Origin of the sequence: Bacillus sp. FSL P4-0248 (assembly GCF_038593305.1) — a bacterium.
Classification (GTDB): Bacteria; Bacillota; Bacilli; order Bacillales; family Bacillaceae; genus Bacillus; species Bacillus safensis.
On record NZ_CP151983.1, the window covers coordinates 23,499 to 37,558 of the forward strand.

The 14,060-nt window shown below is 44.2% G+C and carries 11 protein-coding genes, 3 tRNA genes, 2 rRNA genes and 1 other RNA gene; 13 read left to right on the forward strand and 4 right to left on the reverse strand.

Going from position 1 to position 14,060, the window contains the following annotated elements:
• The first annotated feature begins 36 nt into the window (after positions 1–36).
• Complete coding sequence (locus tag NST65_RS00100; RefSeq protein WP_024425758.1) at positions 37–867, forward strand: methyl-accepting chemotaxis protein; 831 nt, start codon at positions 37–39, stop codon at positions 865–867.
• 129 nt (positions 868–996) lie between these two features.
• A tRNA-Ser gene (locus tag NST65_RS00105) sits at positions 997–1,089 on the forward strand.
• 89 nt (positions 1,090–1,178) lie between these two features.
• On the opposite strand, the gene NST65_RS00110 is transcribed toward NST65_RS00105, so the two are convergent.
• The 4 genes from NST65_RS00110 to NST65_RS00125 form a co-directional block, all read right to left on the reverse strand.
• A complete protein-coding gene (locus NST65_RS00110; RefSeq protein ID WP_041115176.1) occupies positions 1,179–1,838 on the reverse strand; it encodes a deoxynucleoside kinase in 660 nt (219 codons plus the stop codon).
• Positions 1,835–2,458 (reverse strand): deoxynucleoside kinase, encoded by a 624-nt coding sequence (locus NST65_RS00115; protein WP_024425759.1) that lies wholly within the window; start codon positions 2,456–2,458, stop codon positions 1,835–1,837. The genes NST65_RS00110 and NST65_RS00115 overlap by 4 nt, the downstream gene beginning before the upstream one ends.
• Positions 2,459–2,543: 85 nt before the next feature.
• Positions 2,544–3,845, reverse strand: a complete 1,302-nt coding sequence (locus tag NST65_RS00120; RefSeq protein ID WP_046314483.1) for a glycoside hydrolase family 18 protein — start codon at positions 3,843–3,845, stop codon at positions 2,544–2,546.
• A 45-nt stretch (positions 3,846–3,890) separates the two neighbouring features.
• A complete protein-coding gene (locus NST65_RS00125; RefSeq protein WP_034284265.1) occupies positions 3,891–4,445 on the reverse strand; it encodes an isochorismatase family cysteine hydrolase in 555 nt (184 codons plus the stop codon).
• Between the two features lie 79 nt (positions 4,446–4,524).
• Between NST65_RS00125 and tadA the strand changes: the two genes are divergently transcribed.
• The 11 genes from tadA (at position 4,525) to NST65_RS00180 (ending at position 14,033) form a co-directional block, all read left to right on the forward strand.
• Positions 4,525–5,001, forward strand: coding sequence for a tRNA adenosine(34) deaminase TadA (gene tadA, locus NST65_RS00130; protein WP_034284264.1), 477 nt, complete (start codon positions 4,525–4,527; stop codon positions 4,999–5,001).
• A gap of 76 nt (positions 5,002–5,077) precedes the next feature.
• Positions 5,078–5,342: signal recognition particle sRNA large type (gene ffs / locus NST65_RS00135), an RNA gene on the forward strand.
• 330 nt (positions 5,343–5,672) lie between these two features.
• Positions 5,673–7,385 carry a DNA polymerase III subunit gamma/tau gene (gene dnaX / locus NST65_RS00140; RefSeq protein WP_065214479.1) on the forward strand — a complete coding sequence of 571 codons (1,713 nt, stop codon included), beginning with the start codon at positions 5,673–5,675 and terminating at the stop codon, positions 7,383–7,385.
• 26 nt (positions 7,386–7,411) lie between these two features.
• Positions 7,412–7,735: a YbaB/EbfC family nucleoid-associated protein gene (locus NST65_RS00145; protein ID WP_008342011.1), complete on the forward strand. Its 324-nt coding sequence runs from the start codon at positions 7,412–7,414 to the stop codon at positions 7,733–7,735.
• A 15-nt stretch (positions 7,736–7,750) separates the two neighbouring features.
• Entirely contained in the window at positions 7,751–8,347 is a 597-nt protein-coding gene (gene recR, locus NST65_RS00150) for a recombination protein RecR (protein ID WP_003218094.1), read from the forward strand.
• Positions 8,348–8,365: 18 nt separating this feature from the next.
• Complete coding sequence (locus NST65_RS00155) at positions 8,366–8,590, forward strand: YaaL family protein (protein ID WP_024425764.1); 225 nt, start codon at positions 8,366–8,368, stop codon at positions 8,588–8,590.
• 66 nt (positions 8,591–8,656) lie between these two features.
• Positions 8,657–8,920 carry a pro-sigmaK processing inhibitor BofA family protein gene (locus tag NST65_RS00160; RefSeq protein ID WP_065214480.1) on the forward strand — a complete coding sequence of 88 codons (264 nt, stop codon included), beginning with the start codon at positions 8,657–8,659 and terminating at the stop codon, positions 8,918–8,920.
• Between the two features lie 273 nt (positions 8,921–9,193).
• Positions 9,194–10,742, forward strand: a 16S ribosomal RNA gene (locus NST65_RS00165).
• 95 nt (positions 10,743–10,837) lie between these two features.
• A tRNA-Ile gene (locus NST65_RS00170) sits at positions 10,838–10,914 on the forward strand.
• Positions 10,915–10,928: 14 nt separating this feature from the next.
• Positions 10,929–11,004: transfer RNA gene (locus NST65_RS00175), tRNA-Ala, on the forward strand.
• Positions 11,005–11,102: 98 nt separating this feature from the next.
• Positions 11,103–14,033 (forward strand): 23S ribosomal RNA (locus NST65_RS00180).
• Together the 16S and 23S rRNA genes with 2 tRNA genes alongside form the textbook arrangement of a ribosomal RNA operon.
• Positions 14,034–14,060: the final 27 nt, after the last annotated feature.

Consider the following 14,060-nt stretch of genomic DNA (forward strand, 5'->3'; position numbering starts at 1 on the left):
AAAAAATTAAAAGCTTCTAGGAAAGAAGGAATAACCGTGAATAGGCTTGACTATTATGTTGAAATGGCTCATTTACTTAGAAAGGTACTAGATGAAAGTATTCTTTTCGGCATCACAGATACAGAGAAGATACTTTGTTATTACCCGTCTAACACAATAGATTTTGGTATGAAAGTTGGAGACCCATTGAACCCAGAAGACCAAAATGTGGCGACGACATTAAGAGGACAAGAATATGACGGTCATTTACCAGAGCATTTATATGGTTATGAAATTGCTGTAAAAGGTTACCCGATTTTTGATGAAGATAGAAAAGTAATCGGCTCTTTTTTAGTGGCATTTTCACATCATCGCGAAAAGAAATTAAGCGGTTATATGGAGCAAATCAATAAAGTAGCGAAAGAACTCCAAGGTGGAATTGAGCAAATTGCTGCACATTCACAAGAACTGGCTGCCACAAGTTTAGAAATAAGCGAACAGGCAGGAAGAGCGGAAGAGAAATCTGCGAATATTGAAGAAGTCGTCAAAACCATTGGCGGAATTGCTAGACAAACAAATCTGCTTGGTTTAAATGCTGCAATTGAAGCCGCAAGAGCAGGTGAGAACGGAAAAGGGTTTGCTGTCGTTGCTGATGAAGTTCGCAAATTATCAGATGGCTCGAAGGAAGCGGCTGAAACCATTAATACATTTTTAAAAGAAATCCAAGACAGCATTGGCACTTTGTCTGAAAACATCTCACAAATCAGCAGCTCAACAAATGAACAAGCCAAACAAGTGACAGACTTTACGAAGATTATCGAGTCATTAAATGAGTTTAAAGTAGAGATGAATCAGTTTATTGAAGAAATTAGACAGGATACGAAATAGATCAAGAGCAGCCGTCAATGGCTGCTTTTTTATAGGCAAACATCATGCAAAAATCACTTATTGAAATTTTTTTACGAAAAGGTGTTGACTTCAAATAAAATGATATGGTATATTAATTCTTGTCGATACGGAGGAATACCCAAGTCCGGCTGAAGGGATCGGTCTTGAAAACCGACAGGGGTGTCAAAGCCCGCGGGGGTTCGAATCCCTCTTCCTCCGCCATATTGATTTTTTACCTTAGTTGAATTGAACGCAAGCATAAAAATTGGAAATTGTCAAACCGCTGCATTTCGCGAATGCAGCGGTTTTTTTTATTTTGTTTGATTGCGATTTTTTTGAATAACAGAAGCTATTTCATGAAGAATGGGATCAAGTGAGCTTTCATCATGAAGTAAGTCGTAATCTTCAATATTAATTTTAATCACTGGGCATAAATCAAATTGTTCGATCCATTCCGTGTATCGAGTGTACATTTCTTCCCAATAAGCCCGGTCAGTTTGAGTTTCCATCTCTCTGCCGCGTTCCTCAATACGATGTAAAATATGATCTAAATTCCCGTGTAGATAGATGAGGACATCAGGGTGAGGGAAGTAAGGTGTCATCACCATCGCCTCAAATAGGCTTGTATACGTTTCATAATCGACCTCAGACATCGTACCTTTGTCCGCATGCATTTTTGCAAAAATGCCAGTGTCCTCATAAATGGAACGATCTTGTACATATCCTCCGCCAGATTCAAAAATCCGCTTTTGCTCCTTAAAACGCTCAGCTAGGAAATAGACCTGTAAGTGGAAGCTCCATCTTTGGAAATCTGAATAAAAAGGCTCTAAATATGGGTTATCATCTACTTTTTCAAGAGAGGTTTGAAACCCTAGCTTGTCCGCTATTGTTTTGGTCATAGTTGATTTGCCGACACCAACAGTCCCGGCAATTGTGATGACTGCGTCCTTTGGTATTTTGATATTGTTCATAGCACTTGCTCCTTTATGTTCTGTACAATTTGCTGGTAATCTTGCTGTGAGGAAACGAAGTCTGTATGATCTCCTTCAATTGTAATGATGGGAAGCCCTGGCTCAGTCTGTTTTAAATGTTCAATGGCCAGCTCGTAATCTTCAATGAGTGTTTTTAAATAAGCTGGGTCAATGTCTTCTTCAAAAGAGCGTCCTCTCATCTGTATTCTTTCAAGTAAGGTGGGAAGGCTGGCTTTTATATAGATCATGGCATTTGGTTTAGGAAGATCATCTGTTAGCAGGTGATAGATCTTTCTGTATTTATCCATGTGCTTTTTTGATAATGTTCTTTCTGCAAATATCATATTTTTATAGACGTGATAATCAGTGACAACCGGCTGCTGTTTATTTACATAGTTTTCTTCAATTGATTCTAACTGTTTGAACCGATTGCATAAAAAGAACATCTCAAGCTGAAAGCTCCATTGTTCCATATCTTCATAAAATTTATCTAAGAATGGATTTTCTTCTACAATCTCTTTTACTAAAGGAAATTGAAATTCCTTCGCAAGCATTGTAGCCAAAGTTGTTTTTCCGGCTCCAATTGGGCCTTCCACTGCAATAAAAGGGGCAGGATACATAGGCGTTCTCCTCTATCTATAAAGTTAAAGTTGTCAAACCAATGTATATTGTACCATACCCCTTCTAATTGATAGAGTGAATGGATTACGATGTCGTTCTTTTTTCAATATTAAATTGATCTGATAATAAGAGCCAATTTTGTGGGAAAGATAGACCTAATTTCCAATAAGCAATGCCGTTCAATTTTAGCTCTTTGATGAGATTGAATTTTGCTTGAATCGATCTAGCGTCTTCGAACCAGACCTCATGCTCTTTGTTGTTGGCATCTGTATAACGAAAATGGGGTGCTTGTGCTGTTTCGTCGTATAAGATAGAGACATTGTGCTCTCTAGCTAGTGCAATTGCTTGTTGAGGACTGACGGCTTTGGCGATGGGGCCGCCCTGGACGAAAGGAAGTGTCCAATCATAGCCGTATAAATTCTGCCCCATTACAATTTTATTGGCCGGTATGACAGTTAGTGCATATTCAATGACTTGGCGGACAGGCCCAATTGGAGAGACAGCTTGTGGAGGGCCACCGCTGTACCCCCATTCATAGGTCATCAGCACAACATGATCGACGATCTTACCGATCGCTTCATAGTCATGGGCTTCATACCATTTGCCCTTTTGCTGACTACTTGTTTTTGGTGCAAGTGCAACAGATATTGTCCATCTTTCTTGATGGAAACGGGCTGTTGCTTCTCTTAAAAATTGAATATAAGCATCTTTATCAACAGGGCGTAAATATTCAAAATCAAAATGGATTTCCTTGAATTGATACTTTTTGGCAACACGAACAATTTCATCTAAAAATGCCGTTTTGACAGATTGGTTAGTTAAAAGAATACGCCCAAGTTCATCACTGAATTTTTCATTCTCTAGATTTGTCACCACCATGGTTAATACAGTTCTGTTCTGAGCGGCAATCTGGGGTAGTTGGTCTAACGGTGGTTCTCGCAGTGTCCCATCTCTTTGTGCTTGAAAACTAAAGATGTCTAAATGGGTTAAGTATGGGGAGGCCTCTCTAGCTGCCTGCTTTAAGTTTTCACTGACTTGATTTCCCCGTGGTTCAATATAAGCATTGGAATTAATGTTCCTTTTCGGTCTTTGTGGAATATAGAGCAAGAAACGAACAGGCAGTATTGCTTCAGGCCGAATTCTGTTCACGCGTGCCAATTCTTCCACTGAGATTTGAAACCGTCTACCAATTTGATATAGTGTGTCATTTTGTTTGACCTCATAAAATTGACCTCTAATTGGAATGACAATTGTTTGTCCAATGACGAGTTGATTTGGTGTTTCGATTTCGTTAGTACGGATGATTTCATTGACTGTCGTTTTAAAACGCATAGCAATGTCGTTTAAAGTATCTCCTCTTTTGACAACATAAATTTGAATAGTCAACGCCCCCTTTGTTATTGCTAACAATTTATGAGGGTTATGGCTAAATCATGTTTGATTTTCATTCGTGATTTCCTTAGCGGTAGTGATTTTGGCTAGAAGAACGTTCTCCATCATTGTTAAAGCGTAGTCGTTATCTCTGTCGTCGTTTGAAGCGATACAATCTTTAGGTACAATTAGATTGTATTCTCGCATGTATGCGTCATTTGCAGTGAACAAAACGCAAATGTTTCCGGCAATTCCAGTTAGAATAATGTCCTCAACACCTAATTCATTTAAGAGTGTCTCTAGTGCAGTACCGTAGAAGGCAGAATGCTTAGGTTTAATTAAGAAGTAATTATCTTTAGATGGTGTCATTTTCTCTAAAATAGGAGCGCTTCTTTCGTTTTTGCATGTTTCCAGAACAGCTTGGATATCAGCCTTCCAAAGTCCGTAGTGATCGTTGATATAAATGATTGGCCAATTTTCCTTGAAAGCATGTTGTTTAAGAGCTAAAATTTTATTGGTCATTTGCTCTGTTTTTTCTGCAAGCACATGTCCCATTTCAAAATCAAAATCATTAATCATGTCGATAATAAGTAGCGCCTTTTGGTGCTTTGACAAAATAAGACCCCCTTTAAAAGATTGTGATAATATGTTAACCTCAATTTCCTTTTAAAAAACATGAAAAGAGAGCCGTGCTATGACGAAAGATGAACAGTTTATGCAAGAAGCCATTTCTGAAGCCTTAAAAGCAGAACAAATAGGGGAAGTGCCGATTGGTGCGATCATTGTTGTTGATGATCAAATTGTGAGCCGGGCTCATAATTTAAGGGAAAGTGAGCAGCGTTCGATTGCACATGCAGAATTACTTGCTATTGATGAAGCATGTAAAGCGACAGGGAGCTGGCGTTTAGAAGATGCTGTGCTTTACGTTACGCTTGAGCCATGCCCAATGTGTGCGGGTGCTATTGTTCTCTCTAGAGTGAAAAAGGTCGTTTTTGGTGCATACGATCCAAAAGGTGGATGCGCAGGTACTTTAATGAATTTACTGGATGATGAACGGTTCAATCATCAGTCTGAGGTCATCGGTGGTGTACTTGAAAATGAGTGTGGTGAGCTGTTAAGTCAGTTCTTCCGAAATCTCCGTCAGCGAAAGAAACAAGCCAAAAGTAAATGAATGGATGCCGTTTGCAATTTGAGCTATAAGAAGGTATACTTATGTCTGCGTCACTAACAATTTAATATTCATTTTGCCGTGCTAAGCGGGGAGGTAGCGGTGCCCTGTACTCGCAATCCGCTCTAGCGAGGCCGAATCCCTTCTCGAGGTTCGTTTACTTCAAGGTCTGCCTTAAATAAGTGGTGTTGACGTCTGGGTCCTGCGCAATGGGAATTCATGAACCATGTCAGGTCCGGAAGGAAGCAGCATTAAGTGAAACCTCTCATGTGCCGCAGGGTTGCCTGGGCCGAGCTAACTGTTTAAGTAACGCTTGGGGTAGCGAATCGACAGAAGGTGCACGGTAAATCAATATTAAATGTAACTCATCTAGTTTAACTAGGTGAGTTTTTTGTTGCTGTTCAAAGAATAGCTGAACTGCTTTGGTTATACAAATAGATAAAAAGTCTTTTTGGAGCCATTTGTTTTTTTCACTAATCGTAACAAGAACTGGTGTTCTGTTTGGGGTTTCGGGTTTTTTTACAAAGCTAGAAAATACGTTTTTAATGCATGGAAAGTAGAAAATCTATAGTTGAAATCATCTTTTTGGCATATTAGAAAATAAAGGTGTGCTTTTGAATTGATCGGTGCATCATGTATAATGAAAAAGATGATAAATGGAGGAGGGCGTATTTGTGAGTTATCAAGCTTTATATCGAGTGTTCAGACCTCAAGTTTTTGAGGATGTTGTTGGACAAGAACACATCACAAAAACGTTGCAAAATGCCCTTTTGCAGAAAAAGTTTTCTCATGCTTACTTATTTTCAGGTCCTAGAGGAACAGGTAAAACAAGTGCTGCCAAAATCTTTGCTAAGGCAGTGAACTGTGAAAAGTCACCTGTTAGTGAGCCGTGTAATGCATGTGATGCCTGTAAAGGGATTACAAACGGTTCAATTTCAGACGTGATTGAAATAGATGCTGCCTCGAATAACGGGGTAGATGAAATCCGTGATATACGTGATAAAGTGAAATTTGCTCCTTCGGCGGTTACGTATAAGGTTTATATTATAGATGAAGTACATATGCTCTCTATCGGGGCATTTAATGCCCTCCTTAAAACGCTGGAAGAACCGCCTGCTCATTGTATCTTTATTTTGGCTACCACAGAGCCCCATAAGATTCCTCTTACCATCATATCTCGTTGTCAGCGATTTGATTTCAAACGAATCACGACTAAAGATATTGTTGGAAGAATGGAGAAAATTGTAGATGCAGAAGGCCTTAACGTACAGGAGGGTTCGCTCGAGATTATTGCTAGTGCAGCTGATGGCGGTATGCGTGATGCACTAAGTCTCTTGGATCAAGCGATTTCATTTAGTGGTGAACAATTGACAATTGATGATGCGCTGCTCATTACAGGTGCTGTATCTCAGCATTTCATTAGTCAGCTTGCTGAAGCAATTTTTGATCAAAATATTGCGACAGCGTTAGATACATTAAATGAGTTGCTCCAGCAGGGGAAAGATGCTGCTAAATTAATAGAGGATATGATTTTTTACTTTAGAGATATGCTGCTTTATAAAACGGCACCAGATCTCGAGGGGGTCCTTGAAAAGGTAAAGGTCGACGAAAGTTTCGTGGCGCTGTCAGATCGTGTGACACCTCAATTTCTGTATGAAACAATTGAAGTCCTGAATAAAAGCCACCAAGAAATGAAATGGACAAATCATCCAAGGATTTTCTTTGAGGTAGCTGTTGTAAAGCTGTGTCAGTCAACAGCAGGATTGACACAAGGTCATGCTGACGCTGATTTAACGGCGCTAACAGATAAAATAAACAGGCTGGAACAGGAACTATCAAGGCTAAGAGCCGAAGGTGTACCAATGTCTCCATCTCATAGTCCTCAAGAAAAAAAGGAAGCGCCTCGACCACAAACAAGTAACAAAAATGGCTATCGTGCTCCTGTCGGCCGAATTCATGAGATTCTAAAAGAAGCGAAACGGCCTGAGTTAGAAAAAATTAAAGGCAAATGGGGAGAGCTCCTTGCCCAGTTGAAACAGCAGAATAAGGTGTCTCACGCTGCGTTATTAACGGACAGTGAGCCAGTTGCGGCTGCTTCGCATGCCTTTGTTTTAAAATTCAAATTTGAAATACATTGTAAAATGGTTGCTGAAGATAAAAGTGGTGTTCGGACCAATCTTGAACAACTGCTAGAGTCTATGTTAGGAAAAAGAGTGGAATTAGTTGGCGTTCCTGACGCTCAATGGGGTAAAATAAGAGAAGAATTTTTAAGAGATCATCAGCCGGATGAACAAGCAGATGGTCAGGGAACTTCTTCTGAAGAGGATCCATTGATTGCGGAAGCAAAGAAATTAGTAGGAACCGATTTAATTGAAATTAAAGATTAATAAAAATGAAAGAGAGTGGTGTTCATATGCGCGGTGGAATGGGAAATATGCAAAAAATGATGAAACAAATGCAAAAAATGCAAAAGGATATGGCGAAGGCTCAAGAAGAGCTTGCAGAAAAAGTCCTTGAAGGTACAGCTGGTGGCGGTATGGTCACTGTAAAAGTAAATGGACAAAAAGAAGTCGTTGATGTAGCAATTAATGAAGAAGTTGTTGATCCAGAAGATATCGATATGCTTCAAGATCTTGTACTTGCTGCGACAAACGATGCATTGAAAAAAGTCGATGAGCTAACGAATGAAACGATGGGTCAATTCACAAAAGGAATGAACATGCCAGGTTTATTCTAGGAGGAATAACTGAAGATGCAATATCCTGAACCAATATCAAAGCTGATTGACAGCTTTATGAAATTGCCAGGAATCGGACCAAAAACTGCGGTCCGTCTGGCTTTTTTTGTTCTTAGTATGCAAGAAGATGTCGTACTAGATTTTGCGAAGGCGCTTGTAAATGCAAAGCGTAATTTAACTTATTGTTCGGTATGCGGTCATATCACAGACCAAGATCCTTGCTATATTTGTGAAGATACAAGAAGAGATCAATCTGTTATCTGTGTAGTGCAGGATCCAAAAGATGTAATCGCAATGGAAAAAATGAAAGAATACAACGGCTTATATCATGTGCTTCATGGTGCCATTTCGCCAATGGACGGAATTGGCCCAGAGGATATTAAAATTCCTGACCTATTAAAAAGATTGCAAGACGATCAAGTGACAGAGGTGATCCTTGCAACCAATCCAAACATTGAAGGAGAAGCAACAGCCATGTATATCTCCAGATTGTTAAAACCATCAGGAATTAAACTCTCTCGCATTGCTCACGGACTTCCAGTAGGCGGGGATTTAGAGTATGCGGATGAAGTTACACTGTCTAAGGCTCTAGAAGGCAGACGTGAGATGTAGGAAGGAGAAGTACGGTACATGGGTTTTCTTCGCAGAAAATCAATTCGAAAAGAATTCGATGAGAAATTAATTCAACAGCTTTTTAAGCAAAAGGAAGAATGGAACAGACAAAAAAAGCTTGTCGCAAATAGCGTTGAGCCTTCACCGGACATTCTATTCGAATTAAAGCTTGCTCAAGCGAAGTACTTTTTCTATCTGAGAGAAGCGAAAAAGAGGAATTTACGTTTAAACAACTGGAAATAGCAGGTCTATTATACATAGTCCTCTCATATGCTTGTACTATTCATATGAAGAGGAGATGAGAGGATTATGGAACCTGTTGTTGTGATCGGGTCAATTTTGCTAGCTGTGCTATTGTTGTTTATGTCAGGTGTGCAGGCGAATCCATTCAAATGGTTAGGGCTTATCGGAGTGAAGTTTGTAGCAGGCGCTCTTTTTTTATTTTGCCTCAACCTATTTGGAGAGAGTCTAGGATTACATGTCTCTATTAACCCTGTAACGAGTGGAATTAGTGGTTTATTGGGTATTCCGGGCGTAGCAGCTTTAATCGTCATTGAAAAGTTTATTATTTAATGAAAAATATTGTTGACTTTGATTGGATAGGGTGGTAAATTAATATACGTCGCTGATGACGAAGAAACGAAAAAACATAATAACAAAAAAGTTGTTGACACTAACAACTTGGATGTGATAAGATGTTCTAGTCGCTTCTGAAGCGGTAAACAAGTTCTTTGAAAACTAAACAAGACAAAACGTACCTGTTAATTCGAGTTTTTAAAAAAAATCCTATGAAACTTCATAGGTAGTCAGTCAAACTGGCGAAAAGCAAAACTTCGGTTTTGTACTTTTTCGGAGAGTTTGATCCTGGCTCAGGACGAACGCTGGCGGCGTGCCTAATACATGCAAGTCGAGCGGACAGAAGGGAGCTTGCTCCCGGATGTTAGCGGCGGACGGGTGAGTAACACGTGGGTAACCTGCCTGTAAGACTGGGATAACTCCGGGAAACCGGAGCTAATACCGGATAGTTCCTTGAACCGCATGGTTCAAGGATGAAAGACGGTTTCGGCTGTCACTTACAGATGGACCCGCGGCGCATTAGCTAGTTGGTGGGGTAATGGCTCACCAAGGCGACGATGCGTAGCCGACCTGAGAGGGTGATCGGCCACACTGGGACTGAGACACGGCCCAGACTCCTACGGGAGGCAGCAGTAGGGAATCTTCCGCAATGGACGAAAGTCTGACGGAGCAACGCCGCGTGAGTGATGAAGGTTTTCGGATCGTAAAGCTCTGTTGTTAGGGAAGAACAAGTGCGAGAGTAACTGCTCGCACCTTGACGGTACCTAACCAGAAAGCCACGGCTAACTACGTGCCAGCAGCCGCGGTAATACGTAGGTGGCAAGCGTTGTCCGGAATTATTGGGCGTAAAGGGCTCGCAGGCGGTTTCTTAAGTCTGATGTGAAAGCCCCCGGCTCAACCGGGGAGGGTCATTGGAAACTGGGAAACTTGAGTGCAGAAGAGGAGAGTGGAATTCCACGTGTAGCGGTGAAATGCGTAGAGATGTGGAGGAACACCAGTGGCGAAGGCGACTCTCTGGTCTGTAACTGACGCTGAGGAGCGAAAGCGTGGGGAGCGAACAGGATTAGATACCCTGGTAGTCCACGCCGTAAACGATGAGTGCTAAGTGTTAGGGGGTTTCCGCCCCTTAGTGCTGCAGCTAACGCATTAAGCACTCCGCCTGGGGAGTACGGTCGCAAGACTGAAACTCAAAGGAATTGACGGGGGCCCGCACAAGCGGTGGAGCATGTGGTTTAATTCGAAGCAACGCGAAGAACCTTACCAGGTCTTGACATCCTCTGACAACCCTAGAGATAGGGCTTTCCCTTCGGGGACAGAGTGACAGGTGGTGCATGGTTGTCGTCAGCTCGTGTCGTGAGATGTTGGGTTAAGTCCCGCAACGAGCGCAACCCTTGATCTTAGTTGCCAGCATTCAGTTGGGCACTCTAAGGTGACTGCCGGTGACAAACCGGAGGAAGGTGGGGATGACGTCAAATCATCATGCCCCTTATGACCTGGGCTACACACGTGCTACAATGGACAGAACAAAGGGCTGCAAGACCGCAAGGTTTAGCCAATCCCATAAATCTGTTCTCAGTTCGGATCGCAGTCTGCAACTCGACTGCGTGAAGCTGGAATCGCTAGTAATCGCGGATCAGCATGCCGCGGTGAATACGTTCCCGGGCCTTGTACACACCGCCCGTCACACCACGAGAGTTTGCAACACCCGAAGTCGGTGAGGTAACCTTTATGGAGCCAGCCGCCGAAGGTGGGGCAGATGATTGGGGTGAAGTCGTAACAAGGTAGCCGTATCGGAAGGTGCGGCTGGATCACCTCCTTTCTAAGGATATATGGAGCAGCGTACGTTTTCGTCTTGTTTAGTTTTGAAGGAACTTGCAAAAGATCCTACAACATCATATCTTCGATATGAAAGATGGGCCTGTAGCTCAGCTGGTTAGAGCGCACGCCTGATAAGCGTGAGGTCGGTGGTTCGAGTCCACTCAGGCCCACCATCTTCTATTAAATCGGGGCCTTAGCTCAGCTGGGAGAGCGCCTGCCTTGCACGCAGGAGGTCAGCGGTTCGATCCCGCTAGGCTCCACCAACGTGTTCTTTGAAAACTAGATAACAATAAGTAATACATTCACATTGAATGCAATGCAAAGTTCATCACACATAGTGATTCTTTCTAAAGTAAGAAATGGTTAAGTTAGAAAGGGCGCACGGTGGATGCCTTGGCACTAGGAGCCGATGAAGGACGGGACGAACACCGATATGCTTCGGGGAGCTGTAAGCAAGCTTTGATCCGGAGATTTCCGAATGGGGAAACCCACTGCTCGTAATGGAGTAGTATCCATACTTGAATACATAGAGTATGAGAAGGCATACCCGGGGAACTGAAACATCTAAGTACCCGGAGGAAGAGAAAGCAAATGCGATTCCCTGAGTAGCGGCGAGCGAAACGGGAACAGCCCAAACCAAGAGGCTTGCCTCTTGGGGTTGTAGGACACTCTATACGGAGTTACAAAGGAACGATATAAGCGAAGAGGTCTGGAAAGGCCCGCCAAAGAAGGTAACAGCCCTGTAACTGAAATGTTGTTCTCTCCAGAGTGGATCCTGAGTACGGCGGAACACGTGAAATTCCGTCGGAATCCGGGAGGACCATCTCCCAAGGCTAAATACTCCCTAGTGACCGATAGTGAACCAGTACCGTGAGGGAAAGGTGAAAAGCACCCCGGAAGGGGAGTGAAATAGATCCTGAAACCGTGTGCCTACAAGTAGTCAGAGCCCGTTAACGGGTGATGGCGTGCCTTTTGTAGAATGAACCGGCGAGTTACGATCCCGTGCAAGGTTAAGCAGAAGATGCGGAGCCGCAGCGAAAGCGAGTCTGAATAGGGCGCATGAGTACGTGGTCGTAGACCCGAAACCAGGTGATCTACCCATGTCCAGGGTGAAGTTCAGGTAACACTGAATGGAGGCCCGAACCCACGCACGTTGAAAAGTGCGGGGATGAGGTGTGGGTAGGGGTGAAATGCCAATCGAACCTGGAGATAGCTGGTTCTCTCCGAAATAGCTTTAGGGCTAGCCTCAAGGTAAGAGTCTCGGAGGTAGAGCACTGATTGGACTAGGGGCCCCTACCGGGTTACCGAATTCAGTCAAACTCCGAATGCCGATGACTTATCCTTGGGAGTCAGACTGCGAGTGATAAGATCCGTAGTCGAAAGGGAAACAGCCCAGACCGCCAGCTAAGGTCCCAAAGTATACGTTAAGTGGAAAAGGATGTGGAGTTGCTTAGACAACCAGGATGTTGGCTTAGAAGCAGCCACCATTTAAAGAGTGCGTAATAGCTCACTGGTCGAGTGACTCTGCGCCGAAAATGTACCGGGGCTAAACGTATCACCGAAGCTGCGGACTGTTCTTACGAACAGTGGTAGGAGAGCGTTCTAAGGGCTGTGAAGCCAGACCGGAAGGACTGGTGGAGCGCTTAGAAGTGAGAATGCCGGTATGAGTAGCGAAAGACGGGTGAGAATCCCGTCCACCGAATGCCTAAGGTTTCCTGAGGAAGGCTCGTCCGCTCAGGGTTAGTCGGGACCTAAGCCGAGGCCGAAAGGCGTAGGCGATGGACAACAGGTTGATATTCCTGTACCACCTCCTCACCATTTGAGCAATGGGGGGACGCAGGAGGATAGGGTAAGCGCGGTATTGGATATCCGCGTCCAAGCAGTTAGGCTGGGAAATAGGCAAATCCGTTTCCCGTAAAGGCTGAGCTGTGATGGCGAGCGAAATTTAGTAGCGAAGTTCCTGATTCCACACTGCCAAGAAAAGCCTCTAGCGAGGTGAGAGGTGCCCGTACCGCAAACCGACACAGGTAGGCGAGGAGAGAATCCTAAGGTGATCGAGAGAACTCTCGTTAAGGAACTCGGCAAAATGACCCCGTAACTTCGGGAGAAGGGGTGCTTCTTAGGGTGTTAAAGCCCCGAGAAGCCGCAGTGAATAGGCCCAGGCGACTGTTTAGCAAAAACACAGGTCTCTGCGAAGCCGTAAGGCGAAGTATAGGGGCTGACGCCTGCCCGGTGCTGGAAGGTTAAGAGGAGCGCTTAGCGTAAGCGAAGGTGCGAATTGAAGCCCCAGTAAACGGCGGCCGTAACTATAACGGTCCTAAGGTAGCGAAATTCCTTGTCGGGTAAGTTCCGACCCGCACGAAAGGCGCAACGATCTGGGCACTGTCTCAACGAGAGACTCGGTGAAATTATAGTACCTGTGAAGATGCAGGTTACCCGCGACAGGACGGAAAGACCCCGTGGAGCTTTACTGCAGCCTGATATTGAATGTTGGTACAGCTTGTACAGGATAGGTAGGAGCCTTGGAAACCGGAGCGCTAGCTTCGGTGGAGGCATCGGTGGGATACTACCCTGGCTGTATTGACCTTCTAACCCGCTGCCCTTATCGGGCAGGGAGACAGTGTCAGGTGGGCAGTTTGACTGGGGCGGTCGCCTCCTAAAATGTAACGGAGGCGCCCAAAGGTTCCCTCAGAATGGTTGGAAATCATTCGCAGAGTGTAAAGGCACAAGGGAGCTTGACTGCGAGACCTACAAGTCGAGCAGGGACGAAAGTCGGGCTTAGTGATCCGGTGGTTCCGCATGGAAGGGCCATCGCTCAACGGATAAAAGCTACCCCGGGGATAACAGGCTTATCTCCCCCAAGAGTCCACATCGACGGGGAGGTTTGGCACCTCGATGTCGGCTCATCGCATCCTGGGGCTGTAGTCGGTCCCAAGGGTTGGGCTGTTCGCCCATTAAAGCGGTACGCGAGCTGGGTTCAGAACGTCGTGAGACAGTTCGGTCCCTATCCGTCGCGGGCGCAGGAAATTTGAGAGGAGCTGTCCTTAGTACGAGAGGACCGGGATGGACGCACCGCTGGTGTACCAGTTGTTCTGCCAAGGGCATCGCTGGGTAGCTATGTGCGGACGGGATAAGTGCTGAAAGCATCTAAGCATGAAGCCCCCCTCAAGATGAGATTTCCCATTCCGCAAGGAAGTAAGATCCCTGAAAGATGATCAGGTTGATAGGTCTGAGGTGGAAGCGTGGTGACACGTGGAGCTGACAGATACTAATAGATCGAGGACTTAACCTATATTCTAATGTGAAGCATGAACATTGT